We start from the raw sequence: 26,072 nt of genomic DNA, 5'->3' as shown, positions 1-26,072 counted from the left end.
TCAGCCTTTGGCGCCCGCGGCGGGGCCGCGGTAGAACAGCGAGCGGCAGCCGAGAACCGCGACGACCACCAGCAATTGGACCGCCCCCATGATCATCGCGATGGCCGAGGCCATGGAGTAGTCGTACTCCTCGAACGCGGCCTGATAGGCGGCGATGGAGATGACGCGCGTGGCGCCGGCCGGATCGCCGACCAATACCGCCGACGGCAGCACCGAATAGGCCTGGACGAAGGACAGGCAGAAAGTGATGGCGAGACCGGGGATCAGAAGCGGCAGGAAGACCTCGCGGAAGCGGGCGGCCGGGCCGGCGCCCAGCGTCGCCGCCGCATTCTCCAGCGATGGGTCGATGCCGGTGACGTAGGACAGCGTCAGCAGGAAGGTGAAGGGGAAGCCGGTCAGCACCAGCGAGATGAAGACGCCCCAATAGCCGTTCAGCACGGAGATCGGGGTGGACAGCAGCCCGACCGCCATCAGGGCGCGGTTGAACCAGCCCTGCGGCCCGAAATAGAACAGCATGCCTTCGGCCACCAGAACGGTGCCCAGCGTGATCGGCAGCACCAGCAAGGTGGTCAGCAGACGCTGGCGCCGCATCAGCCGGACGCGGAAGGCGATGGGAATGGCGATCAGCAAATTCAGCAGCGTGACCGGGAAAGCCAGACGCAGCGTCTTGAAGATGGTGCCGTAAAGGAAGGGATCGCTGAAGAACCGGGCGTAATTGCCGAACAGCGATCCGTCCTTGGGCTCGAAGGACAGCATCAGCCCATAGAGGAACGGGTAGATGAACAGCCCCAGGATCAGCGCCACGCAGGGCAGCACCAGCAGGGTCGCCCCATCGATGCCGCGGGCGGCCAGCCGCTGGCGCAGGGTCGGCCCCTCGGCGCGGCCTTCGAGGACGGCGCTCATCGCGCGTCTCCGAACACCAGCACGCGGCCGGCATCGGCGCCGAGCCGGACGGCGGTGCCCCGCTGCAACGGATAGGGGGAGGCGAAATGCAGCTCGGTGCCCGACGCGGTGACGCCGACGCCGTGGAAGCCGCGCCCGCGATACTCCACCGCCTCCACCCGCACCGGGATGCCGCTGTCGGTGCCGGTCGGCTCCAGATCGTCGGGGCGGATCGCGGCGACGGCCGCCTTGCTCGCGGAAGCGGCACGCATCCGGCCGCGGATCACCGTGCCTTCGATATTCAGCAGGGCGTCCTCGCCCTCCATCCCGACCAGTTCGCCGTTGACGCGGTTGCGGAAGCCCATGAAGTCGGCGACGTCGAGATGGGCGGGCAGGGCGTAAAGCTCCGCCGGGGTGCCGACCTGCCGGATGGCGCCGTCGCGCAGGACGACGATGCGATCAGCCAGCGACAGCGCCTCTTCCTGGTCGTGGGTGACGTAGATGGTGGTGGAGCCGAGAGACTGGTGGATGCGGCGGATTTCCTGGCGCATCTCCAGCCGCAGCTTGGCGTCGAGGTTGGACAGCGGTTCGTCCATCAGCACCAGCGGCGGCTCGACCACGATGGCGCGGGCGATGGCGACGCGCTGCTGCTGGCCGCCCGACAGTTGGCCCGGCAGCTTTTCCGCCTGCGATTCCAGCCGCACCGCCGCCAGGGCGGCGTCGACGCGCTTTTCCAGTTCCGGCTTCGGCACGCCGCGCATGCGCAGGCCGAAACCGATGTTCTTGCGCACGGTCATGTGCGGGAACAGGGCGTAATTCTGGAAGACCATGCCGAAGCCGCGCTCTTCCGGACGCAGCACGTCGACCCGCCGGTCGTCCAGCATGATGCGCCCGCCGCTGACCGGCAGCAGGCCAGCGATGCAGTTCAGCGCGGTTGTTTTGCCGCATCCCGACGGGCCGAGCAGGGCGATGAACTCGCCCCGCTCGATGGTGAGGTCCAGCCCTTTCAGCGCCGTGAAGGCGTCGAACTCCCGCCTCACTCCCTGAAGGTGCAGTTGCTTGAAGGTGGTGGCTCCGACGGTCATTCCGGGGTCCTGTGGCTGGATGGGGCGCTGTCTTCGGAGGGTCCCGTCGCCCGGTGCCGGGCGGAGGGACCTTCCGTTTCACGTCGTCGGCGGGTGCGCGGTCACTTGCCCGTTACTTGCCCTTGCGCGCGCCGATCTCCTCGTCCCAGCGGCGGAAGGCCTGCACCAGCTTGTCGGCGGCGAGCGGCAGTTCGATGGGGTGGTCGGCGATCAGCTTGTCGTAAGTCGGGCGCCCGAACTCGGCGATGGCATCCTGGCTCTCCTTCGGCGCCATGGCGAGCGTCACGCCCTTCACCGCCGGGCCCGGATAGAAATAGCCCTCGTCATAGGTGTAGGCCTGCTGCGCCGGGGTCAGCAGATGGTTCATCAGGTCCAGGAGGACGGCGAGCTTTTCCGCCGACACGCCCTTGGGGATGCACATGTAATGGGCGTCGGCGACCCAGCGGAAATTCTCCACCGCGAAGACCTCGGCCGACTTCGGCACCACGCCGAGCACCCGCGGATTGATGTCCCAGCCGGTGGTCGACACGATGATGTCGAGCGACCCTTCGCCTAGCGCCTTCATGGTCGGCGTGGTGCCGCCCGGATAGGCCTCGATGGTCTCGCCCAGTTCGCGCAGGTAAGCCCAGGTCTTTTCCCAGCCATTGACGGGATCCTTGGGATCCTTGTCGCCCAGGATGTAGGGCAGTCCCATCAGGAAGGTGCGCCCGGGACCGGAGTTGGCCGGGCGGGCATAGGCGAAGCGCTTCGGATTGGCCTTCGCCCAGGCCAGCAGTTCCGCCGCCGTCTTCGGCACCTGCTTCACCCGTTCCGGCGCATATTCGAACAGCGGTCCGGAGGGGTAGTAGGTGACGACCACGCCCTGGCCTTCGGCGAGACCCTGCATGCGGGCGGCAGGCTCCAGATAGATGTCGGACAGTTTCGGCAGGTCGCCGGCGCGGTCCGGCAGCAGATTGACCCACAGCTTCTGGTCGATGCCGGCGGACAGCACGTCGGTGCCGGTCAGCACCAGATCGATGTCGACCCGGTTGGCGTCCTGCTGCGCCTTCAGCTTGCCGGGGAGTTCCGGCGCCGGCGCCTTGGAGAAGACGATGCGCGAAGCCCAGTCGGGCTTGGCCTTGCGGTAATTCTCGATGGCCTTCTGGGTCAGCGCCAGATTGCCGGCGACGTCCACCACATTCAGCGTGACCGGGCTCGCCGGCTTCGGCAGGGCCGCGAACACCGGCCGGCCGGTCGTCAGAAGCCCGGCGGTCCCGGCGGACGCCGCGAGGAAGCAGCGTCGTGAAATCCCGTGGTCGATCATAGGTTTCCTCCCGTTTCTACGTATTTTCAAATTGCGGTGGTTCGAGCTGCGGCGGACATACTGAAGCGGCCGGGAAGCCATGGCGGTTTGCCTGACGGGACCGGTCGGAAAACAGGATCGCGGAAGATGCGGATAATTTGTTCCTAGTCCAAATGCTAGTATGGTAGTGCCGGCTCCGCAAGCGGAAACTCGTATGGTAGTAGCTTGTCGTGTTGGATGCGGTGGGGAAGAGCGCAAGTCCCGTCCGATGGCCGTTGAGTGCCGCCGCCTCCCGCAATGGACCGTCGCCACAATGTCAAGCTGTGGAAACGATTGCGCATTGGCGTATGAGCGCTCCAAATTCATCTGCCGGTGTGCTATGGCTTGATGCCGGTCGAGTTCCTGTATCGCTTCGATGACAGCGTCTAAATTCTAGAAGGTTTATCTGGTGAAGCTATACAGAAAAGATAAAATTATAATTTGGATATATCCGTCAAAATATTAATGAAGTAAGAGAAGATTTGAGATTTTGATTTCCGGTTTTGTCAAAAATCAAGGCGATTGTTTATGCCGCGATAGAGCTTGTATCTTTCTGTGCGCTTCCCATTCCATTGGTGGTGCAGATCGGATCTTGATGATTTGGATGTGAATAAATGACAACGATTCCGAAAATATTTAAAGAAAAAATAGATGGTTCTCTTGGAAAATTGAAGGTCATTTTTGAAAGAAAAGAACCAAAAATTCTTTTATTCACGGAGAATGATTTTTTATTTCCTAAAGATTTTGATAAAGATTTTTGCGACTCTTATTACAAGGTAGAAATTTCATCTAATCAATCAATTTCCGATGATCAAAATTTTGATTTTGATATCGTAATTCTGTGCAATCACCTAAAGAGCGAAGAAATACTCGCCTGGAAATTGCAAAGCATGCCGGGGCAGCCTTTTGTTGCCCTGTGGGCATGGGACAATCATCATGAGCCCGCCCTCAACAGCCGGGCGGCTATGATCGCCGATGCGGTGTTTCCCGCCCATTGGTTCGCACATGAAGACATGGCAAATGCAGCCACCCTCATAGCGCCGCACCTTCCGCTTTGCGTAACGCAGTGGAGCAGCGTCTTCCTGGCGTCGATGGAGGAGAGCATCGTTGCTGCCGGGCGATGCGACAAATTATATGGCGGTTTCTTCAACCATGCGGACGCAAAAGAAAGGAACGGCTTGATCGCGTCGTATTGGGAACGATATCCCAATGAGCATGTATTCACTCTCGGACTCGATAAAAGGCCAGCGTATTTTTCATTCAGCCAAGAGCAAAGATTGCTCGATTGGTCCTCCTACAAGGTCAGTGTGATTCTTCCCTTGAGAAACGACATTTCGCAGCGGCTGTTCGATGCTCTGGCATGTGGTCTGATTCCCATCGTTCCGCCTGAGTTTCCCGATCTTGATCTGGTGATTTCACGACACGATCAGCACTCCTTGCCGATCGTCCGGATGGAAAGCTATTCCGTCGAAGGCATTGCGGATGCCCATACCCGTGCATTGAAGCTGTTCGATCGGGACGGCAAACAAGGTGTGGTGCGCAGGCATCGGTTCGCCCGCGACAATCACGGATTGCGCAACAGAATAGATCGATTGGTCAGCCTGTTCCGCCAGGGCACGGCGTTTTCAAAAGTTCAAATCAGCTTCGAGAATGGAATTCACATATACTTGAAATGAATTTGGGAAGACCATACCAAAATTGACATGATTCTTGGCAGTATGATTGGCGGCATAGTGTTAATGTACAATCTTCGACTCGAAGAGTATGTAATTGCTACGCCGTCATGATTCTAGGAAAACTCCCACACGAGGCGATGGCCTTTCCATGATCATTCTCCTGACGACCCCGGAACACCAATACACGCTTCGCAGCATTGCCGAAGGCCAGTTCGGCGTGCCGGTTCCGGACATCAGGAGCCTGACTTACGATCAGGTTCTTGCGGCATCCACGTTGCCGAGAGCCACCTATGTTTTCGCGGATCTCGAGCGGCTTTCGACATCCCGCCTGAGACGGGCCGCCGGCCTGTACCGGAAATTGCGAGATCTTGGGGTGCGCTGCTTGAACGATCCGGCCCGCGCGATGAGCCGCGTGGAACTCCTGACCAATCTCAGCGAGAAAACCGGCAATCCCATCGAGGTCAATCGGGCGGACATGCGTCCCAGGCCATCGCGTTTTCCCGTCTTCCTGCGCCTTGAAGACGAGCATGAGATGCCGTCGGACGCACTCTATTACAGCCAAGGCGAACTCGACGAGGCTCTTGCCGCCCAACGCCGGGATGGAGTGCCTTTGCGCGGCCTTCTCGTCCTGGAAAAGGTCGATGCGACGTACAATGACACCCTGTGGGCCAAATGGGGCAGTTGGCGGATCGGGGACCGGATCGTCGTGGAGCATATTGCCGTCGAAGACCGGTGGATGGTCAAGTATGGCCGGCACGACTGTCTTACGGAAGACATCGTCTCCGACGAGTTCGACGCCGTATCGACCAATCGGTTCGAACCTTTGCTCAAGCCGGCGTTCGAGACCGCCGGGATCGAGTATGGTCGCGCGGACCATGCCGCCACACCGGATGGAGCGGTGGTGTTCGAGATCAACACCAACCCGTTTCTCGGCAACTATGTGCCGGACCCTTGGTTGAAACGTCGTGACACTCAGATGCTGGCGAGACAGCGCTGGAGCGAGGCGATGCAAGCGATCGACACGCCGTGCTGACTGCCGGCTGAGGAGGCTTCCATGATGGACGGACATTGCGGGGCCATGGCTTGCCATGGCCCCGCAACCTCAACCTGCAATGGCAAGTCTTGGCAGGTCAGAGGACTGCATTATCAAGAAAAGAACGGCGAAGGGGGCGGCGGCGGCGGGGGCGGACCAAGAGGCAGATCGGTTTCGATGGAGAAGGACATGCTTTCCATTCCTAAGTTATAGGGTCATTTCAAACGAAGGCTGAGCAGGAACATCCTTCGAGACAATGATAATCATTGCTCCAGACGTTCCCGTCAAGATTGTGTCTTGTGGATTGGACGGAAATTTGTGGCGGCGCTCTCGTCACGCAGGCATGTCCCAATCCGCAACGTCCGGCTTTACCGGATGATAGATCATGCTGCTCCGGCCGAAGCCGCTTGGGTCCTCGGCAAAATAGCGCGGCCAGGAGGGGCGCCATATCAGGGTGCCCGGTTGGAGGCATTCGTCCTGCGGGGTGTTCTCGTAATTGGTTCCGCGCCGGGCAGGCGGACAGAGCGGACCCTGCCCGCCGATGTCTTCGACGGTGAAACCACCGGCGAGCGCGACGGTCGGCAGGGTGAACTCGTAATGGCCGCGCCAGCCGGCTAAGGACATGATCAGCCCATAGGTCCGCGCGAAATGGCGGGACAGGCGCATGATCGGGTGAAACGCCCGGTGGGCGAGGTCGGGGCTGACCGACGCCGGCATCGCTGCTGACTGCCAATAGTACCAATCGCGACTTGCGGCGAGCGGCTGGACGGTCGTCGTCAGAAGATCGGACGCGTTCCGGCTGAACTGGTCGAAAAGCTGCATCCAGTCGCCGGAATAATCGACGTCGTATTCGACGATCCAGACGAAATCGGCGTCGAGCGAGAGGACGCAGGGAATGATCGCCACATCCAGGTAGCCCCGTTGAACGCCGCCATGCGCAGCCATCTCCCGATAACGGGCCGGCATGCAGGACTCAGGCCGCCGATAGGCGAAATCGACTTGCGGTTCCGCCCGGTTGTCCGGATTGAACAGGAAATGCCAGTCGATCATGTGCCCGGTCTGATCGACGAGGCGCCGGAAATGCCGCTCGATCCGTTCGGAACGGACATGACAGACGAACAACCCGGCGACCTTGAAGGGAGGAACGGGCTTCATCGCTTACCTTGGCTCTCCGGTCTGTGAATCGGCGGAATCCCGCCAGCTCATAGTACGGGTCGGACGCCGGCCATTGGAAGGAAATCATGGGCTTGGCGCCGGCACACCGCCCAATCGAGCCGCGTCCCCAGGCAGGGGAGAGAGGTGGAGCGGACATGGGATATGCGACGTCGCATTTCTCAGCGCTGCGACTTATGGAAATTATCTCGCACCAGTACACGGACGGTTGAAACTTCCGACAGAATCGGCATGCTGTCGCCGATGGTCTGACCACTTCGCGTGCAGGGGGTGCCTCCTGCACGAAAAATGATCATCCTCGTTCGCGCATCGACCCGTATCCGTCCATCCTCGACCAGGAAACCGTCGCCCATGTCCGCCATCCTGCTGCAGGAAAGTTCTGAGACGAAGGACCAGCCGCTCCGCGAAGACATCCGCCTGCTGGGGCGCATCCTGGGCGACACCGTCCGCAGCCAGGAAGGGGAGGCGGTGTTCGACATCGTCGAGCGCATCCGCCAGACCTCGATCCGCTTTCACCGTGAAGAGGACCAGGGCGCCCGCAAGGAGCTGGAGGCGATCCTGAACAGCCTGTCGCCGCCGCAGACGGCGCGGGTGGTGCGGGCCTACAGCTTCTTCTCGCATCTCGCCAACATCGCGGAGGATCAGCACCACATCCGCCGCACCCGCGCCCATGCGCTTGCCGGGTCGGCGCCGCGCGAAGGCACGATGGACCATGCGCTGGACGAGGCGGCGAAGGCCGGCATCACCACCCAGCAGCTGAAGGAGTTCTTCGACGGCGCGCTGGTCAGCCCGGTTCTGACCGCCCACCCGACCGAGGTGCAGCGCAAGAGCATCCTGACCGTGCAGATGCAGGTCGCCAAGCTGCTGGCCGAGCGCGACCATGGGCCGATGACGCCGGAGGAGGAGGACACCAACCTCGAATCGCTCCAGCGCGCCGTGCTGACCCTGTGGCAGACCGCGATCCTGCGCGCCACCAAGCTGGCGGTGACGGACGAGGTGGCCAACGGCCTGACCTTCTACGACTACACCTTCCTGCGCGAGATGCCGCGCTTCTACGCCCAGCTGGAAGACCATCTGCGCAAGACCGACCCGTCCTGGACGACGACGGAGCTGCCGTCCTTCCTGCGGATGGGCAGCTGGATCGGCGGCGACCGCGACGGCAATCCCTTCGTCACCGCCCCCGTGCTGCGCCAGGCGATGCGAATGCAGAGCACCCGCGCCCTGCAATTCTATCTGGACGAGCTGCACACGCTGGGGTCGGAGCTGTCGCTCAGCACCCGCGTCATCGACGTGTCGGAGCCGCTGCGCCAGCTGGCCGAGCGTTCGCCCGACCCGTCGCCGCACCGCAAGATGGAGCCCTACCGCCGCGCGATTTCCGGCATCTATGCGCGGGTCGCCGCGACGCTGCGGACGCTGGACGGTCTGGAGGCGCCACGCCACGCCGTGGGCGACGCACCGGCCTACCAGACCCCGGCGGAATTCCGCGCCGACCTCGACATCATCGACCGCTCGCTGACCGTCAACGGCTCGGCCGCACTGGCGAAGGGCCGGCTGCGTCACCTGCGCCGCGCCGTCGACCTGTTCGGCTTCCATCTCGCCAGCATCGACCTGCGCCAGAACTCCGACGTGCATGAGCGTTCGGTGGCGGAGCTGCTGTCCTTCGCCGACGCCGGCGTCGATTACACGGCGCTGTCGGAAGACGAGCGGATCGAGGTCCTGGTGCGCGAGCTGGACACCAACCGCCCGCTGGCCTCCAGCTACGCCGACTATTCCGAGGAAACCAGTTCCGAACTGGACATCCTGCGCACCGCCGCCGAAGCCCGCGTCCGCTTCGGCACCGATGCGGTGGTGAACTGCGTCATCTCCAAGACCGACGGCGTGTCGGACATCCTGGAGGTCGCCGTCCTGCTGAAGGAAGCCGGGCTGCTGCGGCCGAAGGACAAGGCGCTGGACCTGAACATCGCCCCGCTGTTCGAGACCATCGGCGACCTGCGCAACTGTGCCGCCACCATGGACCGGCTGCTGTCGATCCCGGCCTACCGGCGTTTCCTGGAAAGTCGCGGCAATCTGCAGGAGGTGATGCTCGGCTATTCGGACAGCAACAAGGACGGCGGGTTCCTCACCTCCGGCTGGGAGCTGTACAAGGCCGAGATCGCGCTGGTCGAGGTGTTCGCCAAGCATGGCGTGCGTCTGCGGCTGTTCCACGGCCGCGGCGGTTCGGTCGGCCGCGGCGGCGGCCCCAGCTATCAGGCGATCCTGGCCCAGCCGGCCGGCGCCGTGCAGGGCGCTATCCGCATCACCGAGCAGGGCGAGGTCATCGCCGGCAAATACTCCAACCCGGAGGTCGGCCGCCGCAACCTGGAAACGCTGGCCGCGGCGACGCTGGAAGCCACGCTGCTGCATCCGGAATCGGCCGCCCCCTGCACCGACCAGTTCCTCCAGACCATGGAGGAACTGTCGGAGCATGCCTTCAAGGCCTATCGCGGGCTGGTCTACGAGACCGAGGGCTTCGAGAAGTATTTCTGGGAATCGACGGTGATCGGCGAGATCGCCAACCTCAACATCGGCAGCCGCCCGGCCTCGCGTAAGAAATCGACCAGCATCGAGGATCTGCGCGCCATTCCCTGGGTGTTCAGCTGGGCGCAGTGCCGCCTGATGCTGCCGGGCTGGTACGGCTTCGGGTCGGCGGTGAAGGCCTATCTGGCCCAGCGTCCCGACGGGATGGAGCGGCTGCGCGCCATGCACCGCGATTGGGGCTTCTTCAGCACGCTGCTGTCCAACATGGACATGGTGCTGTCCAAGTCGAACATAGCCATCGCATCGCGCTATGCCGGGCTGGTGTCGGACCCGGCGCTGCGCGACGCCATCTTCACCCGCATCCGGGCGGAGTGGCAGGACAGCATCGACGCCCTGCTGGCGATCACCGAGCAATCGGCCCTGCTGGAGAAGAACCCGCTGCTGGCGCGGTCGATCCGCAACCGCTTCCCCTATCTGGACCCGCTGAACCACGTCCAGGTCGAGTTGCTGAAGCGTCACCGCACCAGCGACAGCGGCGAGCAGATCGCACGCGGCATCCATCTGACCATCAACGGCATTGCCGCCGGCCTGCGCAACAGCGGCTGATCTCCCTGCCGTTTACTTGCCGCAGCGCAGCGGCGGGCGACGTTCCGCCGCATGGTTGCCGACAAAAACGCCCTTCCTCCACCGCGAGGAAGGGCGTTTTATGTTTGCGGACGAACGGCTTGGTCCGTCTTGTCCTTTTCTTGTGCAATGCACGATCAACTCTTCGGCATCGCAAAACAAAGCTCGGTCGTTGGTGTTGAGGCCAAAATAAGTCACGACAGATCTGCCGAAAATCGCAGTTGATCGTCGATGAGTATTTTGATACCTCATGCCTCCCCGAGAGGAGAAATGGTATGACCACTCAGTCCCAGCAGCAGCAAATGGCCCAGCCGCATCAAGAGCGGGCCGCCACCGGCACCCAGGGCAACCGCAGCACCCAGGGCGGCGCCACCGACACCCATGAGGAATTCTGCGGCGGCGCCTGCGGTGCCGGTGCCGGCGCCGCGGTGATCTGGCGCCCGATCACGGTCGAGACCCGGCGCTGACCAGCGACGGTCTTCGCATGAGAAAAGCCCCTCTCCGCTGACGGGAGAGGGGCTTCTTTCTTTCGGTTCTGTTTTTGGTTTTCTGCGGCCCCAGCGGCCCGGTCAGCCCGCCCGCATGCGGTTGACCAGACTGTCGACCTGCGAGCCCAGCGAGCGCACCTCGTCCGCGACGGTGGAGGAGGCGGTCAGCACACGGGTCGCGGACTCGCCCGACTCCGCGGCGGCGCGGGCGACGCTGTCGATGTTGCGCCGGACATGCTGGGTGCCGTCCGCCGCCTCGCCGACATTGCGGGCGATCTCGCGGGTGGCCGCACTCTGCTGTTCGACCGCGGCGGCGACGGTGGCGGCGATTTCGTTGATCTCGCGGATGGTGCCGGCGATGGAGCGGATGGCGTCCACCGCGTCCTGGGTCACCGCCTGCATCGCCTGGATCTGGCTGGAGATCTCCTCCGTCGCCTTGCCGGTCTGGTTGGCGAGGCTCTTCACCTCGCTCGCCACCACGGCAAAGCCCTTGCCGGCTTCACCGGCGCGGGCCGCCTCGATGGTCGCGTTCAGCGCCAGAAGGTTGGTCTGGCTGGCGATGTCGTTGATCAGCTGCACCACCTCGCCGATCTTGTTGGCCGACTGCGACAGGCCCTCCACCGTGCGGTCGGTGCGCTCGGCCTCGGTCGCCGCCTTGCGGGCGATCTGGCTGGAGGCGTGAACCTGGCTGCCGATCTCCTGGATGGAGGCCGACAGCTCTTCGGTCGCGGCGGCGACCGCCTTGACGCTGCCTTCGGCCTGCTGGGACGTGCTGGCGGCGGTCGCCGCCTCGCCGGTGGTGGCCTCGGCGTTGCGGCTCATCCGCTGGGCCATGTCCTGCATCTCGCCGGCGGCGCGGGCGACGCGGTCCAGCACGCCGCGCACGCTGCTTTCGAAATTCTCGGCCATCTCGACCATGGCGCGGCGGCGCTCGCCGGCGGCACGGCCGCGTTCGGCCTCGGCCCGCGCATTGGCGGCATTCGCCTCGTTGGCGGTGTCGCGGAAGACCATCAGGGCGCGGGTCATGTCGCCGATCTCGTCCGAACCGGCGGTGGGGATCGGTGCGTTCAGGTTGCCGGCGGCAATCGCCCGCATGGCATCGGACAGCTGGCTGAGGCGCGCGACGATGTTGCGGCCGACCACGAACCAGGCCAGCGCCGCGGCACCGATCAGGCTGCCGACCGCGAACAGGATCAGCATCTTGCGCCCGGCCGACAGCGCGTCGGTGGCCCCGGCGGCGGCGGTGTCCGCCTCCTGCTTCATCGCGGCGATCTGGCCGTCGACCATGCCGGCGAACTGCCGGGCGATCTGGCGGTTCGCCGCCAGCACCTTCTCGTTCTCCGCAGCGGCGTCGAGTTCGGAGCGGCGCAGCTTGAACAGGCTGTTGTCGCCCTTGCCGAAGCCAGCCAGCAGTTCGGCACTCTTCACCAGCTTCGGCAGCCCGTCGTCACCGGCGGCCTGGAGCGCCTTCAACCGCTCCTCCATCGCCTTGGCGGCGGTGGTGAAGCGGGTTTCCAGCATGGCCAGCCGGTCGGCGCTGGGCGCCTGCGTCGCCTCGTTCAGCGCGCCGACGGTGGCGGCGGCGTAGGTCGACAGTTCCAGATATGTGCGGAAGCGCGCCAGACCGTCGCCCAGCAGATCCTGCATCGAGTCCCGGGTCTGCGAACGGATGTTGACGCTCGACAGCTTGATCTCGGCCTTCAGCCGCATCAGCGGCGATTCCATCTGGTCCAGCAGAGTGGCCTGCCGGCGGGCGGCATCGGCCAGGACCTCGGTCGTCTTCTGGCGGATGGCGTCGCGTTCGGCACTGCCGGCCGGCGATTCCAGCGCCTTGCGGCGCATGTCGAAGACGCCGTCGGCGCCGTCCCCCAGCAGGAAGAAGGCGTCCAGCCCGTCCGAGGTCTCCTTGCTCAGCCGGCTGCCGACCTGGGCGGTGGCGCTGACCATGCGGGCGGCCGCTTCCAGATAATTCTGCTGGAACTGGGTGACGGCGAAGGCGGTTTCGGCGCCACCGGCGCGCGTCAGCGCTTCCGATGCGAGCCCCAGGTCGCCGCGCACCTCGTACATGGTGATCAGCGAGCGGATGGCGTCGCCCAGCGAATTCATGTCGCGCTCGGTACTGCTGTCCAGCGTCTCGCCCTTGCCGCGCAGCGTGGCGCCGGCCCGCTCGGTCAGCGGAGCGAGGTTGGCGAGGAAGGCGTCGTAGGACTTGGCCAGATCGACCGCCATCGTCTCGCGCGTGCCGCGGACGGACAGGCGCAGGTTGGCGGCGGCGTTGCCGCGTTCCAGCGTCGCGATCAGCCCCTGGGTCTTGGCGCGCAGGTCGCCGATCCGCGGATCGCCGGCCCGGTGGCTCGCCAGTTCCTCCACCAGGGCGCCCAGCGCCTTGCCGTTGCCCATGATCTCGCCATAGACGCGCTCGCGCTCGCTCTGGCTTTCGGCGGCGGCAAGCACCGGAGCGGCGGCGGCGATGCCGCTGCTCTCACCGGACAGGCGCTTCGCCAGCTCCATCTCCGGCAGGCCGGTGCCGACGATCTGCGTCAGTGGCTGTTCCACCGCCGAGAAGGAGGTCAGCCCGACCATGCTGGCGGCGACAGTCATGCCGGCCATGCCGGCGAAGGCGAGCAGAAGCTTGCCGCGCACGCCCAGCCTGCGGCCGCCTGCGGCACCGGTTGGGCGGTGGGGCATCGAGGTGTCGTCGCGCGCGTTCATCGTCATATGCGTCTTGCTCCCCGGAAAGTGCGTCCGCTCTGGGCTTTTTGCCCGTTTTGTTCGTTGCTGCCGGCTGCAAACCGCTCCCCCGCTCCCAGGGACTGTTCCGATCCACACTGTTTGGCCGGCCAACCATACCGCAGTGTGGTTGACAGATCCTTACGTGGGAACTCTCATTTTCTGCCTTCACCGGTCATAATCCAATCGTCACACCCTGTTCGGATGGTGATTTCGGCGTGCGTCATTATGACCATCCGCAGCCCACGAACGTTGTAGGGCCTCTTCCCGTTCCCAGCCGCATGATAGTCTCAGGCTGGAAGTCATCGATGATGGGGAGAGGCATGCGGGTCTGGCAGTCGGCGTTTGCACCTCCCGGGGCGGAGCTTCCTCCGCAGTCCGCCGATCTCGTCTTGGTTTTCGGTTCCGTCGACATCTTCGACAGTCCAGGTTTCGCCAGCCGACTGACTGCCGCCTACCCCGGCGCGATAACGGTGGGATGCAGCACGGCGGGTGAGATCGCCGGGGACAGCGTCCTCGACGGTTCCTGTGTCGCCACCGCCATCCGCTTCGGCAAGGGCACCGCCGTCACCGCCACGGAGGCGGGCATCGCATCCGCCGACGACAGCCAGCGCGCCGGCGAGGCGAGCGGGGAGGCGCCGACCGCCCGGCCGGACCCGCCGGGGGGGCTGCCGTTCGCTCGCGGCGTCTCTTATGGAGAGATCGGGCCAATGCGCGATCCAGTCGATCACCGGCTGCACAACCAGACGATGGCAGTCGCCTTGCTGACGAAACGCTGACCGCATGCATCGCCTTCTGCAAAGCCAGTTCAAGCGGGTGCTGGGCCTGCCGACCGCCGAGGCGACGGACTCCGTCCTGACGGAGTTGAAGGCGCTCGCCGGTACCGCCGGTCTGTCGGCGGAGGCGGCGCGGATGCTGGAGACGCTGCCGGCGCTGTTCGCCCGCATCGGCCAGAGGTATGAGCAGGCCGACCGCGACCTGACGCTCCGGGCTCGCAGTCTGCGGTTGAGTTCCGAGGAACTGGTCGACACCAACGAGCGCCTGCTGCGTGAGGCGGCGGCGCAGGCTCATGCCATCCGCCGGCTGCGCGGCATCGCCAACAGCCTGTTGCGGGCGGACAGCCTTCTCGAGATGCCGGATGCGGCCGACAGCAGCCCGGCCGACAGCCTGGAACAGCTGAGCCAACTGATGGCAGGGCTGGTGGAGGAACGCTCCGCCGCGCAACGGGCACTGGAACAGCAGAAATTCGCGCTCGACCAGCATGCCATCGTCAGCATCACCGACCACCGCGGCATCATCACCTACGCCAACGACAAATTCTGCCAGATCAGTGGTTTCCCCCGCGAAGAACTGCTGGGCCGGTCGCATCGCATCGTCAACTCCGGCCACCACCCCTCCGGCTTCTTCGCGGAGATGTGGCACACCGTCATGGACGGGCAGGTCTGGCACGGCGAGATCTGCAACCGCACCAAGGCGGGCGAGGAATACTGGGTCGCGGCGACCATCGTCCCGCAATTGGCCGCCGACGGCCAGCCACACCAGTACATCGCCATTCGCACCGACATCACCGAGCGCAAGCGGATGGAGGCGGAGCTTGAGGACAGCCGCCGCTTCCTGCAAAGCATCACCGACAGCATGGGCGAGGGCGTCTACTCGCTGGACCGCAACGGCTTCTGCACCTTCCTGAATCCGGAAGCCGAACGGTTGCTCGGCTGGTCGCTGGAGGAGCTGCGCGGCATTACCCTGCATGACGCCGTGCATTACAAGGACGGGCAGGGACGGCCGGTCGCCGGCAAGGACTGCACCGTCCTCAACAGCGTCCGGCGCGGCGAGATCCATCGCTCGGAAGTCGATCATTTCGTCCGGCGCGACGGCACGATCTTCCCCATCGCCATCACCGCGGTGCCGCTACGCGAGGATGGCCGCATCGTTGGCTCGGTCACCGTCTTCCAGGACATCACCGAGCGCCAGCGCATGCTGACCGCTTTGCAGGAAAGCGAGGAGCGGCTGACGGTGGCGCTGGACGCCTCCATCACCGGACTGTGGGACTGGAACCCGGTGACGGACCATGCCTATTTCTCCGACCTCTGGCTCGGTATGCTCGGCTATGCGCCCGGCGAACTGCCGGGCAAGGGCGCCACTTGGTTGACGCTCTTGCACGAGGGCGACCGCGACCGCGTGCTGGCGACGCTGGAGGATCATGTGGCCGGCCGCACCCCGGTCTATGAGGCCGAGTTCCGCATGCGCCACAAATCGGGGGCCTGGGTCTGGATCCTGTCGGCCGGCAAGGTGACGGACCGCGACGACGACGGCCCGCCGACCCGCATCACCGGAATCCACAAGGATGTGACCGACCGCAAGCGGACCGAGGACGAGCTTGCCCGCGCCAAGGAGGAGGCCGACCGCGCCAACCGGCAGAAGAGCGATTTCCTGGCCAACATGAGCCACGAGATCCGCACGCCGATGAACGCGGTGATCGGCCTCAGCCACCTGATGATGAAGACGGAGCTGACGCCGCGCCAGCGCGATTACCTCGACAAGATACACGCTTCCTCGCGCGGCCTGCTCGGCATCATCAACGACATCCTCGACTTCTCGAAGGTCGAGGCCGGTAAGCTGACGATCGAGACGATCCCCTTCCACCTCGGCGACGTGTTGCAGGAGGTGGCGACCGTCGTCCTGCCCAAGGTGCGGGAAAAGGGGCTGGAACTGATCGTCGACCTGCATGGCGGCGTGCCGGGCACGCTGGTCGGCGACCCGCTGCGGCTGGGGCAGGTCATCCTGAACCTCGTCTCCAACGCCGTGAAATTCACCGAACGGGGCGAGGTGGCGGTGACGGTCGGCGGGCACATCGGCACCGCCGACGATTACCGGCTCGAGGTGGAGGTCTGCGACACCGGCATCGGCATGTCGCCAGAACAGGCCGCTACCCTGTTCCGCCCCTTCACCCAGGCCGACAGCTCCACGACACGGCGTTTTGGCGGCACCGGGCTCGGGCTGGCGATCTGCCGGCAACTGGTGGAACTGATGGGCGGCACCGTGTCGGTCGAAAGCCGGCCGGGCGAGGGCAGCATCTTCCGCTTCTCCATCCGCTGCCGGATCGCGGCCGGCGACACTACTGACGACCGGCTGCCGTGCGACCTGATGGACCGCCGCGTGCTGGTGGTCGACGACAGCGACGCCGTGCGCTCAATTCTGACCGACATGCTGCAACGCTTCGGCCTGACCGTCAAATCGGTCGGCGACGGCTTGGCGGCGTTACGCCGGGTTGAAGAGGGGCAGGCCGGCATCGGGCCGCCGGTGGAGCTGGTGGTGCTGGACTGGCGCATGCCGGAACTGGACGGGGTAGAGACGCTGCGCCGCCTGCGCGCGTTGCCGGGTGCCCAGCCGCCTGTGGTGATGACCACCGCCTACGGCGCCGACGGGGTGCAGGCGGCGCTGGACTGCGCGCTGGAGAACAATGGCGCGGCCGGTCCCGACTGGCCGGTCACCGCCGTGCTGGAAAAGCCGGTGACGCCGTCCGCCATGTTCGATTCGGTGATGATGGCCTTGGGCGGGGCTGCGGCCCGGCCCGCCGAGTCCGCGCGCCGCATGCATGATCCGGCCCAATCGACGGAGCTGTCGGCGCTGGTCGGCCGCAGCGTGCTGCTGGTGGAGGACAATCTGGTCAACCAGCAGGTCGCCTGTGGCTTGCTGGAACTGGTCGGCATCGAAGCCACCGTCGTCGGCAGCGGCGAGGAGGCTCTGCAATGCCTGCGCGAGGTGAAGTTCGACCTCGTGCTGATGGATGTGCAGATGCCGGGCCTCGATGGCTACGAGACGACGCGGCTGATCCGGCGGAAGCTGGAGCTGTCGAGCCTACCCATCGTCGCCATGACCGCCCACGCCATGGCCGGCGACCGCGAGCGCTGCCTCAATTCCGGCATGAACGACCATGTCTCCAAGCCGATCGACCCGGAGACGCTCTATGCCGCACTCGCCCGTTGGCTGAAGCCGGTGCGCGACTCGGCGGCGGCGCGGCGGCGGCGGCCACCGGGAATGTCGCGATGACGGCGGTCTCCGCGGTATCGGCCGCCCAGGCGCTGCCGGACAGCCTGCCGGCGCTCGACCTCACGGTCGCCCGGCGCAATGTGAACGGCAACCTCGCCCTGCTGCGCCGGATCCTGATCGATTTCGCCGCCACCCACGAAGGGGAGGCGGTGCGTCTGTCCACCGCCGTTTGCGAGGAGCGTTGGAAGGACGTGCTGCGGCTGTCCCACACCTTGAAGGGCACCGCGGCCACCATCGGCGCCATGGAGCTGTCCGGTCTGGCCGGCCGGGTGGAAGCCGGCGCGATGACGGTGCCGCCGGCCATCGAGGACGGCCTGCTCGACCGGCTTGCCGACGCCCTTGCGCGGGTGGTGGAGGAAATCGGCACCCTCGGCCGGCCGGTTGCGGACATCACCACGATGCCCGAACCGCCGGCGCCGGCCGGCCTTCCGCGTGACATGCTGTGCGCGGCGCAATCGCTGTCCGACCGGCTGGGCGGCCTGCTGATCGCCGGAGATCCGGAAGCGAGCGATCTGGCCGATGCGCTTGCCCGCCTGCTGGCCGGCAGCCCGGTGACGGCCCTGGCCGAGCGGGTGAAGCGCCATGCCGGCGCCTTCGATTTCGATGACGCCTCCACTGCCCTGACCGAACTGCTCGACCGCCTACGCGATTTGAGAGAGACTGCGACATGAGCCTGCCGCACCCGGTTGGACAGCCGAACGGCGACAAGCCGCGCATCCTGATCGTCGACGACGAGCCGATCAACCTGAAGGTCATGGCCGATCTGTTGCGCGATAGCTACGGGCTGATCGTGGCGAAGGACGGCCCGCAGGCGCTTGCCCGTCTGGCCGGCGACCCGCTGCCCGACTTGATCCTGCTGGACGTGATGATGCCGGGCATGGACGGGGTCGAGGTTTGCCGGAGGCTGAAGGGCGACGCCCGCACCCGCGGCGTGCCGGTGATCTTCATCACCGCCATGGGGCAGGTCCATGACGAGACCCGCGGGTTCGAGGTGGGTGCGGTCGATTACATCACCAAGCCGATCTCCCCGCCGGTAATGCTGGCGCGCGTTCGCACCCACATCGCCCTGCGCGAGGCGCAACGCGCGCTCGCCGACCAGAACCGGCAGTTGGAGGACCGGGTGGCAGAGAGGACGCGCGACCTGCTGCGCGCCCAGGACGCCACCATCCGCGCCATGGCTTCTCTGGCGGAAACCCGCGACAACGAAACCGGCAACCACATCCGCCGGACCCAGAACTATGTTTTGGCGCTCGCCCTCCATCTCAGCCGCGACCCGCGCTATGCCGGCCAGCTGGACGAGGAAACCATCGAGCTGCTCTACAAATCGGCGCCGCTGCACGATGTCGGCAAGGTCGGCATCCCGGACTCGATCCTGCTGAAGCCGGGCAAGCTCAGCGACGACGAGTTCGAGGTGATGAAGACCCATGCGGCCCTGGGGCACGACGCCATTTTCGCCGCCGAAGGGCAGGCTGAACCCGCAATTGCCGGCGGAAACTCGTTCCTGCGCATCGCCCGCGAGATCGCCCACGGCCATCACGAGCGCTGGGACGGCACCGGCTATCCCCAGGGACTGGCCGGGGAGGCGATCCCGCTGTCGGCCCGCCTGATGGCGGTCGCCGACGTGTACGATGCGCTGATCAGCCGCCGCTGCTACAAGCCGCCCTTCCCACACGAACAGGCGGCCTCCATCATCCGCGAAGGCAGCGGCAGCCATTTCGATCCCGCTGTCGTCGTCGCCTTCAACGCCCTGGAGGACGAGTTCACGGACATCGCCAACCGCTATAAAGACGAGGAGTGAGGTTCGGGCGCTATATGGCCCCCATCCTCAAAACAGCTCGATCTCGACGTCGCGCCGGCCAATCACCGCAGCCTCCTGGCCGTCCAAGTCCAGAATGCGGATCGGATCCCCGTCGCAATCGTCCGACATCGCCTGGGCGATCTCAAGCAGTTTAATCGGCAGCCGCATACGGCCATTCGGCAACCGGTCGGCGCGGCAGGGGGCGATGGTGACGGTGATGGCCATGGAGGGTGTTTCCGTTTGAACTGAACCGCGACCAAGGGAGCAAGGCTCATACCAAGGTAGGACAGTAAAGCTCTCGATCAGGGAAAGACTTATGCGCGCGAAAGACTGTAGCGCCACGCGGCCGTGATCGGCCCCCTCCACCCCGTCACGGAGCGCGCGCCTGTTAACCATGGCTCGGATCGTCAGGAGGATTCCATTCCTCGACGCTGCATTCTGCGACGCAACAGGCAATCGCAGACTGCAAAATCGCGAGCCGGACCGAACCTGCCCGTAACCATAGGCTCAGACCCAGAAATCGTCCCCGCCGCTGCCGCCATCGTCGAAGGACGGATCGTCGTACGATGCATCGTCGGCCGGCGGCGGATCGGGCGCATAGGCGGCGTCCTGCGCCGTGTCGCCGCCCGCATCGCTTTGCGGGCCCTGGTCGTCACCGTAATAGTTGTTGGTGATCACCGTCTCGTTGATCGTTTCGCCGGCCATGGGCTGGGCCATCGCCGTGCCGAAGGGGCCGGGAGAGTGGTGCAGCAGGGAGGAAATGGCGCTCGCCGCCAGCATGCCGCCGGCCACGCCCGCCGCGGTCTGCGCCGCACCGGCGAAGAATCCGCCGCCGCGCGGGGCCATGCCCGGCTGCGGGAAAGGGGAGGGGCTGTATTGCTGCTGCGGATAGGCGGCACCCGGCGCCGCACCCCAGGGGCTGCGCCCGGCGGCCGGCTGCTGCGGCTGCCCTTGGGGTGCCTGCGGATAGGAGGGGGCAGGGGGAGGTTCGGCCCCGCGGCCCCACGGGCTGCGTCCGATGCCGAGCGCATTGGACAGGAAGCTGCCGCCGGACTGGGCCGGCTGGGCCGGACGCTCGCGCAGCTGGCGCTCCAGTCCTTCGATCCGGGTCTGTGCCGCGGTCAGCGCCTGCTGCTGGACCAGGACGGTCTGCGCCATGTAATAGGACGACAGCGGCTGGTCCTGCACCGACCGGCGGATGAAGTCCTCCGCTTCGGCGTCGCGCGGCTGGGAGGTCTGCTGGGACTCCACCTCGCGCAGGCGACGGAACAGGTCGGACAGAAGCGTGCGTTCTTCGGGGGTCATCGACGTCTCCTAAGACATGGCGCCCATCGCAAGGGGACGCCGCCCCTACATGTGGAGTGGCCATCCCCCGCAGGACAAGTCCCTTGTGAGGTGTCCCTGCCCAGAGAGACTGTCCCGCCCCACAACACCGCACCGGTCAGTTAATTTCGCGTCTTAAGCAATATTGCGCAAAAATCCCAACGACTTGCCAGAGGTTCCGAACTTGGGTCATTGGATGGTGGGTTGTCGGGCTGACCATTGTGGGAAGTGGGCAGCTATATCGGCTATGGCGTCGCGGGATTAACATATGACATTGACGGGGGTGCCTTTTTTCCCATCGATAGGCCACATTTGTGATGCGACCGCCCGGCGGCGCCGGTTGAGAAGCCGAGACCAAGATGAACAGGCGCCGAGCGATGGTGGAACTGACCGACCTGGAGCGCGATGCGCTGACCGAGTTGGTGAATATGGGGGTCGGCCGCGCCGCCACCCATCTCAGCCGCATGGTCAACGACCAGGTTCTGCTGTCCGTGCCGACCGTGGACATCGTCAGCCGGCAGGAGGCTTCTGATTTCCTGTCTGCGCGCGAGCGCAGCGGGCTGGTGGCGGTGGAGCAGCAGTTCCAGGGCTCCTTCGACGGCCGCGCCATGCTGATCTTTCCGGAGGCCAACAGCCTGGAACTGGCCCGCGCGGTCCTGGGCGGCGACCTGACCTTGGCGGAAATCGTCGATCTGGAGCAGGACGCCCTGGCGGAGATCGGCAACATCATCCTGAACGGTTGCCTGGTGATCGTCGCCAACGCGCTGAAGGACCGGCTGAGCATCTCGCTGCCGGCAGTGTTGCGCGGCGACGGCGCCAACATCCTCAAGGACAAGGTCGGCGGCGGCGGCGATGAGCTGGTGCTGTTCCTCTACATCGATTTCACCATCCGCAGCCGCAGCATCCGCGGCTACATCGCCCTGCTGATGGGGGTTTCGTCCCTGCAGTCTCTGAAGCAACTGATCCACGCCTTCATCGAAGGCATCGCCACCGAAGAACCCACATCCGCTGGAACGTCGTCTCATGGCTCCCAGATTGCCTGAACAACCCACCTGGGCACTGGATGTCCTCGGCGCGCTGGATGCCGGCATCCTGCTTCTGGACCGCCATTGCCGCGTTCTCTACTGGAACGGCTGGATGGAGCAGGCCTCCACCCTGACGGCCAGGGAGATCCTCGGGCACGACCTGTTCGACGCCCTGCCCAACCTGCGGGAATCGCGCCTGCATATCGCCGTGCGCGACACGCTGGCCACCGGCGCGCCCGGCGTCCTGTCGCACACGCTGAACCCGATGCTGTTCCCGCTCCGCTTGCCGGACGGGCGGCGGATGGTCCACAATGTGGTGATCCGTCCGCTGCCGTCGCACGCACCCTCGCCTCATTCGCAATCCGCGGGCAACGAGGCGCGCTGCCTGATCCAGGTGACCGATGTCACCGCGTCGGTGAACCGCGAACGGGTGCTGCGCGAACAGCGCGACGCGCGCTATCGCGCCATCGTCGACACTGCCCCCGACGCCATCATCACCACCGACACCCGCGGCATGGTGCAGTGGATGAACGGCACCGCCACGCGTCAGTTCGACTATCGCCCTGACGAGCTGATCGGACGGAGCGTCGCCGTGCTGCTGGGCGAGGATGCTCCCGACTGGATCGCCATGGCGGAGGGCAGCGGGCCGGGTGCCGCCGGTATGGATAGCGCAGCCCAGCCGGTGGAGCTGTCCGGCCGGCGCCGCGACGGCAGCCACATCGACCTGGAACTGTCGATGGCGCGCTGGGAATCGGAAGGGCGCAGCTTCATCACCGGCATCCTGCGCGACATCACCGAACGCCGCCGCACCCGGGAAGAGCTGCGGACCAGCGCGCTTGCCATGCGCCAGCTCGCCGAGCAGACCAAGGCGACGCTGGACGCGTTGCCGGCCTTCATCGCGGTGCTCGACCGCTCCGGCCACATCGTCTCGGTCAACCGGGCCTGGGCCGAAGCCGGGCCGGAGACGACCTTCCTCGGCCAGGGCTGCATCGTCGGCGACAATTATATCGACCATTGCGGTCGGGGCGAGACCGCCGACCCGCGCGCCGACACCGTGATGGACGGCCTGCGCAGGCTGCTGAGCGAAGGCGGGCCGCCGGTATCGGCGGAATATGTCACCAACAACCAGCACTGGTTCCGCTGCCTCGCCGCCCCGATGCCGGCGGGCCCCTTCGGCGGCACCGTGCTGATGCACATCGACGTGACGGAGATCAAGTCGATGGAGGCGGCGCTGCGCAAGCTGGTCGGCCAGAAATCGACCCTGCTGCGCGAGGTCAACCACCGCGTCAAGAACAGCCTGCAACTGGTGTCCAGCCTGCTGACCCTGCAGACGCTGAGCCTGCCCGACGAGGGGGCGCGGGTGCATTTCCAGGATGCCCGCAGCCGCATCGAGGCGATTGCCCGCGTCCACAACCGGCTCTATCAGGCCGACCAGTTCCAGACCATCGAGTTCGGCACCTACCTGAACGAGCTGTGCGAGGATCTGGCGCGCGCATCCGGCGGCGACAGCATGTGCGACATCGTCGTGCGGTCGGATGTGATCGACCTGCCGATCGACCATGCCGCCCCGCTCGGCCTGATCGCCAACGAACTGATCACCAACGCGGTCAAGCATCGCGGCAACGGTGCGGCACGGGTGACGGTCACCTTCCGGCGCGAAGGCGAAACACTTGGCCTGACCGTTTCGGATCGCGGTCCCGGCCTGCCGTCGAACTTCGACATCCGCAAGAGCCGCAGCCTGGGCATGCGCCTGATCTCCAGCCTCGCCGGCCAGATCCGGGCCAGCGTCGACATCGACACTACCACGCAGGGAACCACCTTCTGCATCGAGTTTCCGGTGCCGGACGAGGTGCCACTGCTGGAGACCTCCTCGCCAGAGGAGATCTCGGGATGAAGATCCTGCTGGTTGAAGACGAGGTGCTGATCGCGCTCGAACAGCAGCTCTATCTGGAGAATGTCGGCCACACCGTCATCGGCCCGGCAGTCACTGCCGTGGAAGCGATGGAAATCGCCGCGGACGACAAGCCGGATCTTGCCCTGGTCGACGTACATCTGGGCATGGGCACCAACGGCATCGACGCCGCACGGGGACTGAGCAGGCTGGGTGTGCCCTGCCTGTTCATCACCTCCTTCCGCGACGAGTTGAAGAAGGACGGCCCGCTGACCGGCATCGGCTGCCTGCCCAAGCCCTTCACCGAAAGCGGCCTGCTCGCCGCCGTCGACGTCGCCCGCGCCATCCTGGCAGGGGAGACGCCGCGCAACGTGCCACAGACGATGGAACTGTTCGTGTGAGGGGACGGTCGGAGCCCGTCCGGTGCCCGTAGAGGCGCCGGGCAGACTCTAGCCCCCGATCCGCCGGACCGGCTCCGGCGCGGATTGCTGTTCGAACAGGCGGCGATAGAGCCCGCCCGGCCGGTGGAGCAGGGCGGCATGGCTGCCTTCCTCCACAACACGGCCCTGGTTGAAGACCAGGATGCGGTCCAGCGTGCGCACGGTGGACAGGCGGTGGGCGATGATGATGGCGGTGCGGCCTTGCATCAGCCGCTCGATGGCCTCCTGATCAGCCCCTCCGATTCCGAATCCAGGCTTGAGGTCGCCTCGTCGAGAATCAGGATCGGCGCATCGGCCAGGAAGGCGCGGGCCAGCGCCACCCGCTGCCGCTCGCCGCCCGACAGCTTGACGCCGCGCTCGCCGACCAGCGTCGCATAGCCCTTCGGCAGGCGGACGATGAAGTCGTGGGCGTTGGCGAGCTTCGCCGCCCGCTCGATCTCCGCCATCGACGCGCCGGGGCGGCCGTAGGCGATGTTCTCCGCGAGCGTGCGGTGGAACAGGATCGGCTCCTGCGGGACGATGGCGATCTGGGAGCGCAGGGAGTGCTGCGTCGCCCCCGCCACCTCCTGCCCGTCGATCAGCACCCGGCCGTCGGTCACGTCATAGAGGCGCTGGATCAGCTTGACGAAGGTGGTCTTGCCCGACCCCGACGGCCCGACCAGCCCGACCCGCTCGCCCGCCCTGATGGTCAGCGACAGGTCGCGGTAGAGCGGCGTGGTGTGGCCGCCATACTGGAAGGTGACGCGGTCGAAGCGCACCTCGCCCGCCCGGATGCGGATCGGGGCGGCGTCCGGCCGGTCCTCCACCCCCAGCGGCTCGGCATGGATCGCCACCAGCTCCTCCATCTCATTGACGGAGCGCTGGAGGTGGTTGATGTGCATGCCGATGTCGCGCAGATAGCCATGCACGACGAAATAGGTGGTCAGCACATAGGCGACGTCGCCCGGCGTCGCCTGCCCGCGCCACCACAGCCACAGCGCGGTGGCGACCACCGCACTGCGGATCAGCAGCAGCACCACCAGCTGGACGGTGCTGTGGCGGGTGTGGCGGGTCCAGGTGCGGTGGGTGCGGCGGCTCCATTTGCCGACGACGCCGGCCAGCCGCTCGTCCTCGCGCGGTTCGGCGCCGAAGGCCTTGACCACGGCGTTGCAGCCGATGGCGTCGGCCAGCGTTCCGCCGAGCTTGGTATCCCAGGCGTTCGACAGCCGGGCGGCCGGCGCGATGTAGAGGGTGGAGAACAGCACCGTCATCGCGATGTAGATTGCGGTGCCGAGCGCGATGACCAGCCCCATTGCCGGCCAATGCAACCCCAGCGTCACCATGGTGCCGATCAGTACGACCAGCGACGGCCACAGCGCCAGCAGCAGCGTGTCGTCCAGCGTGTCGAGCGCCCACATGCCGCGGGTGATCTTGCGCACCACCGATCCGGCGAAGCTGTTGGCGTGCCAGTCGGTGGAGAAGCGCTGGATGCGGTGGAAACTGTCCTGGCCGACATCCGCCATGATGCGCAGGGTGAAGGGGATAACGCTGCTCCAGGCAATGTGACGCATCACCACCATGCCGACGCCGAGCGCCACCATGGCACCGAAGGCGGTCAGCGCCGCATGCAGCGCCGCGTCGCGGTCGCCCGGCAGCATGGTGAGGGCATCGACCAGCCGGCCGGCGAACAGCGGCATGAAGACGTCGGCCAGCGTCGACAGGGCAATGGCGCCGGCGATGCCGACGGCCAACGGGGTCTGGCGGCGCCAGTGACGGAAGGTGAAGGCCAGAACGCTGCGGATGGCGTTCGGGCGCGGGGTGCGTTTCGACTGTGCCATGGGAATCCAACCGGGGCAGGGGCCGGCCATACGGGCGGCGGCCCCGCCAAAGGAGCCATTGGGAAATGCAGCAATGAGCGCCCTCTCTCCCCCGGGGAGAGGGAGGGGACCCACGAAGTGGGGAGGGTGAGGGGGATGCGTGGCGGGACGTTGCGAGAATCCTCGCCACGCATCCCCCTCACCCTGACCCTCTCCCCAG

19 protein-coding genes and 1 pseudogene are annotated in these 26,072 nt (G+C 65.6%); 11 read left to right on the top strand and 9 right to left on the bottom strand.

The window, feature by feature from the left end; all coding sequences use genetic code 11:
- The 3 genes from ABNQ38_RS13305 to ABNQ38_RS13295 all read right to left on the bottom strand — a co-directional run bounded on the left by ABNQ38_RS13305 (position 1) and on the right by ABNQ38_RS13295 (position 3,270).
- Positions 1-903, bottom strand: coding sequence for an ABC transporter permease (locus ABNQ38_RS13305; protein ID WP_098735235.1), 903 nt, complete (start codon positions 901-903; stop codon positions 1-3).
- A complete protein-coding gene (locus ABNQ38_RS13300) occupies positions 900-1,967 on the bottom strand; it encodes an ABC transporter ATP-binding protein (RefSeq protein ID WP_377807436.1) in 1,068 nt (355 codons plus the stop codon). The genes ABNQ38_RS13305 and ABNQ38_RS13300 overlap by 4 nt, the downstream gene beginning before the upstream one ends.
- A gap of 112 nt (positions 1,968-2,079) precedes the next feature.
- Positions 2,080-3,270 carry an extracellular solute-binding protein gene (locus ABNQ38_RS13295; protein WP_377807435.1) on the bottom strand — a complete coding sequence of 397 codons (1,191 nt, stop codon included), beginning with the start codon at positions 3,268-3,270 and terminating at the stop codon, positions 2,080-2,082.
- Positions 3,271-3,902: 632 nt separating this feature from the next.
- Between ABNQ38_RS13295 and ABNQ38_RS13290 the strand changes: the two genes are divergently transcribed.
- Both ABNQ38_RS13290 and ABNQ38_RS13285 read left to right on the top strand, forming a co-directional pair.
- A complete protein-coding gene (locus ABNQ38_RS13290) occupies positions 3,903-4,964 on the top strand; it encodes a hypothetical protein (protein ID WP_377807433.1) in 1,062 nt (353 codons plus the stop codon).
- A gap of 148 nt (positions 4,965-5,112) precedes the next feature.
- Complete coding sequence (locus ABNQ38_RS13285) at positions 5,113-5,997, top strand: hypothetical protein (RefSeq protein WP_377807432.1); 885 nt, start codon at positions 5,113-5,115, stop codon at positions 5,995-5,997.
- A 333-nt stretch (positions 5,998-6,330) separates the two neighbouring features.
- On the opposite strand, the gene ABNQ38_RS13280 is transcribed toward ABNQ38_RS13285, so the two are convergent.
- Complete coding sequence (locus ABNQ38_RS13280; RefSeq protein WP_377807430.1) at positions 6,331-7,152, bottom strand: hypothetical protein; 822 nt, start codon at positions 7,150-7,152, stop codon at positions 6,331-6,333.
- Positions 7,153-7,331: 179 nt separating this feature from the next.
- Positions 7,332-7,523: a hypothetical protein gene (locus ABNQ38_RS13275; protein WP_146255516.1), complete on the bottom strand. Its 192-nt coding sequence runs from the start codon at positions 7,521-7,523 to the stop codon at positions 7,332-7,334.
- Between ABNQ38_RS13275 and ppc the strand changes: the two genes are divergently transcribed.
- Complete coding sequence (ppc, locus tag ABNQ38_RS13270) at positions 7,522-10,293, top strand: phosphoenolpyruvate carboxylase (protein WP_377807429.1); 2,772 nt, start codon at positions 7,522-7,524, stop codon at positions 10,291-10,293. The two genes, ABNQ38_RS13275 and ppc, sit on opposite strands and share 2 nt — an antisense overlap.
- A gap of 293 nt (positions 10,294-10,586) precedes the next feature.
- Positions 10,587-10,778 (top strand): hypothetical protein, encoded by a 192-nt coding sequence (locus ABNQ38_RS13265; protein ID WP_377807428.1) that lies wholly within the window; start codon positions 10,587-10,589, stop codon positions 10,776-10,778.
- 102 nt (positions 10,779-10,880) lie between these two features.
- Here ABNQ38_RS13265 and ABNQ38_RS13260 read toward each other — a convergent pair whose 3' ends face one another.
- Positions 10,881-13,517 (bottom strand): methyl-accepting chemotaxis protein, encoded by a 2,637-nt coding sequence (locus ABNQ38_RS13260; RefSeq protein ID WP_377807427.1) that lies wholly within the window; start codon positions 13,515-13,517, stop codon positions 10,881-10,883.
- A 404-nt stretch (positions 13,518-13,921) separates the two neighbouring features.
- Here ABNQ38_RS13260 and ABNQ38_RS13255 point away from each other — a divergent pair, with 404 nt between their 5' ends.
- From ABNQ38_RS13255 to ABNQ38_RS13240, 4 genes are read left to right on the top strand one after another with little or no spacing between them, the layout of a single operon-like run.
- The gene (locus ABNQ38_RS13255) at positions 13,922-14,308 is read left to right on the top strand and encodes an FIST N-terminal domain-containing protein (RefSeq protein WP_377807426.1); all 387 of its coding nucleotides are present in this window, start codon (positions 13,922-13,924) and stop codon (positions 14,306-14,308) included.
- Positions 14,309-14,312: 4 nt separating this feature from the next.
- Positions 14,313-17,579, top strand: a complete 3,267-nt coding sequence (locus ABNQ38_RS13250; protein WP_377807834.1) for a PAS domain S-box protein — start codon at positions 14,313-14,315, stop codon at positions 17,577-17,579.
- Positions 17,576-18,250 carry an Hpt domain-containing protein gene (locus tag ABNQ38_RS13245; RefSeq protein WP_377807833.1) on the top strand — a complete coding sequence of 225 codons (675 nt, stop codon included), beginning with the start codon at positions 17,576-17,578 and terminating at the stop codon, positions 18,248-18,250. Before ABNQ38_RS13250 ends, ABNQ38_RS13245 begins: the two co-directional genes overlap by 4 nt.
- The gene (locus ABNQ38_RS13240; protein ID WP_377807832.1) at positions 18,247-19,377 is read left to right on the top strand and encodes an HD-GYP domain-containing protein; all 1,131 of its coding nucleotides are present in this window, start codon (positions 18,247-18,249) and stop codon (positions 19,375-19,377) included. Before ABNQ38_RS13245 ends, ABNQ38_RS13240 begins: the two co-directional genes overlap by 4 nt.
- 27 nt (positions 19,378-19,404) lie before the next feature.
- Here the strand turns inward: ABNQ38_RS13240 and ABNQ38_RS13235 are convergent, their stop codons facing one another.
- Positions 19,405-19,602 (bottom strand): hypothetical protein, encoded by a 198-nt coding sequence (locus tag ABNQ38_RS13235; protein ID WP_377807831.1) that lies wholly within the window; start codon positions 19,600-19,602, stop codon positions 19,405-19,407.
- Positions 19,603-19,884: 282 nt separating this feature from the next.
- Complete coding sequence (locus tag ABNQ38_RS13230) at positions 19,885-20,682, bottom strand: DUF2076 domain-containing protein (protein WP_377807830.1); 798 nt, start codon at positions 20,680-20,682, stop codon at positions 19,885-19,887.
- Between the two features lie 377 nt (positions 20,683-21,059).
- On the opposite strand from ABNQ38_RS13230, the gene ABNQ38_RS13225 reads away from it, so the two are divergent.
- The 3 genes from ABNQ38_RS13225 to ABNQ38_RS13215 are packed head-to-tail and all read left to right on the top strand — an operon-like array spanning position 21,060 to position 24,017.
- A complete protein-coding gene (locus tag ABNQ38_RS13225; protein ID WP_377807829.1) occupies positions 21,060-21,743 on the top strand; it encodes a chemotaxis protein CheX in 684 nt (227 codons plus the stop codon).
- Positions 21,724-23,619 (top strand): PAS domain S-box protein, encoded by a 1,896-nt coding sequence (locus tag ABNQ38_RS13220; RefSeq protein ID WP_377807828.1) that lies wholly within the window; start codon positions 21,724-21,726, stop codon positions 23,617-23,619. Before ABNQ38_RS13225 ends, ABNQ38_RS13220 begins: the two co-directional genes overlap by 20 nt.
- Entirely contained in the window at positions 23,616-24,017 is a 402-nt protein-coding gene (locus tag ABNQ38_RS13215; RefSeq protein WP_377807827.1) for a response regulator, read from the top strand. Before ABNQ38_RS13220 ends, ABNQ38_RS13215 begins: the two co-directional genes overlap by 4 nt.
- Before the next feature lie 48 nt (positions 24,018-24,065).
- Here ABNQ38_RS13215 and ABNQ38_RS13210 read toward each other — a convergent pair.
- Positions 24,066-25,873: pseudogene (locus ABNQ38_RS13210) on the bottom strand (ABC transporter ATP-binding protein).
- Between the last annotated feature and the right edge of the window lie 199 nt (positions 25,874-26,072).

The sequence above is a fragment of the Azospirillum sp. A29 genome (assembly GCF_042604625.1).
GTDB classification, from domain to species: Bacteria; Pseudomonadota; Alphaproteobacteria; order Azospirillales; family Azospirillaceae; genus Azospirillum; species Azospirillum palustre.
Note: the sequence above shows the minus strand (reverse complement) of the source record. Positions and strands in the feature narration are given on the sequence as shown.

Bases quoted from the DNA above. Each gene is read 5' to 3' on its own strand.
- ABNQ38_RS13305 (WP_098735235.1), bottom strand. From the start codon at position 903: ATGAGCGCCGTCCTCGAAGGCCGCGCCGAGGGGCCGACCCTGCGCCAG.
- ppc (WP_377807429.1), top strand. From the start codon at position 7,522: ATGTCCGCCATCCTGCTGCAGGAAAGTTCTGAGACGAAGGACCAGCCG.
- ABNQ38_RS13230 (WP_377807830.1), bottom strand. From the start codon at position 20,682: ATGACCCCCGAAGAACGCACGCTTCTGTCCGACCTGTTCCGTCGCCTG.
- ABNQ38_RS13265 (WP_377807428.1), top strand. From the start codon at position 10,587: ATGACCACTCAGTCCCAGCAGCAGCAAATGGCCCAGCCGCATCAAGAG.
- ABNQ38_RS13215 (WP_377807827.1), top strand. From the start codon at position 23,616: ATGAAGATCCTGCTGGTTGAAGACGAGGTGCTGATCGCGCTCGAACAG.
- ABNQ38_RS13235 (WP_377807831.1), bottom strand. From the start codon at position 19,602: ATGGCCATCACCGTCACCATCGCCCCCTGCCGCGCCGACCGGTTGCCG.
- ABNQ38_RS13290 (WP_377807433.1), top strand. From the start codon at position 3,903: ATGACAACGATTCCGAAAATATTTAAAGAAAAAATAGATGGTTCTCTT.
- ABNQ38_RS13260 (WP_377807427.1), bottom strand. From the start codon at position 13,517: ATGACGATGAACGCGCGCGACGACACCTCGATGCCCCACCGCCCAACC.
- ABNQ38_RS13275 (WP_146255516.1), bottom strand. From the start codon at position 7,523: ATGGGCGACGGTTTCCTGGTCGAGGATGGACGGATACGGGTCGATGCG.
- ABNQ38_RS13285 (WP_377807432.1), top strand. From the start codon at position 5,113: ATGATCATTCTCCTGACGACCCCGGAACACCAATACACGCTTCGCAGC.
- ABNQ38_RS13245 (WP_377807833.1), top strand. From the start codon at position 17,576: ATGACGGCGGTCTCCGCGGTATCGGCCGCCCAGGCGCTGCCGGACAGC.
- ABNQ38_RS13295 (WP_377807435.1), bottom strand. From the start codon at position 3,270: ATGATCGACCACGGGATTTCACGACGCTGCTTCCTCGCGGCGTCCGCC.
- ABNQ38_RS13240 (WP_377807832.1), top strand. From the start codon at position 18,247: ATGAGCCTGCCGCACCCGGTTGGACAGCCGAACGGCGACAAGCCGCGC.
- ABNQ38_RS13220 (WP_377807828.1), top strand. From the start codon at position 21,724: ATGGCTCCCAGATTGCCTGAACAACCCACCTGGGCACTGGATGTCCTC.
- ABNQ38_RS13300 (WP_377807436.1), bottom strand. From the start codon at position 1,967: ATGACCGTCGGAGCCACCACCTTCAAGCAACTGCACCTTCAGGGAGTG.
- ABNQ38_RS13250 (WP_377807834.1), top strand. From the start codon at position 14,313: ATGCATCGCCTTCTGCAAAGCCAGTTCAAGCGGGTGCTGGGCCTGCCG.
- ABNQ38_RS13225 (WP_377807829.1), top strand. From the start codon at position 21,060: ATGAACAGGCGCCGAGCGATGGTGGAACTGACCGACCTGGAGCGCGAT.
- ABNQ38_RS13280 (WP_377807430.1), bottom strand. From the start codon at position 7,152: ATGAAGCCCGTTCCTCCCTTCAAGGTCGCCGGGTTGTTCGTCTGTCAT.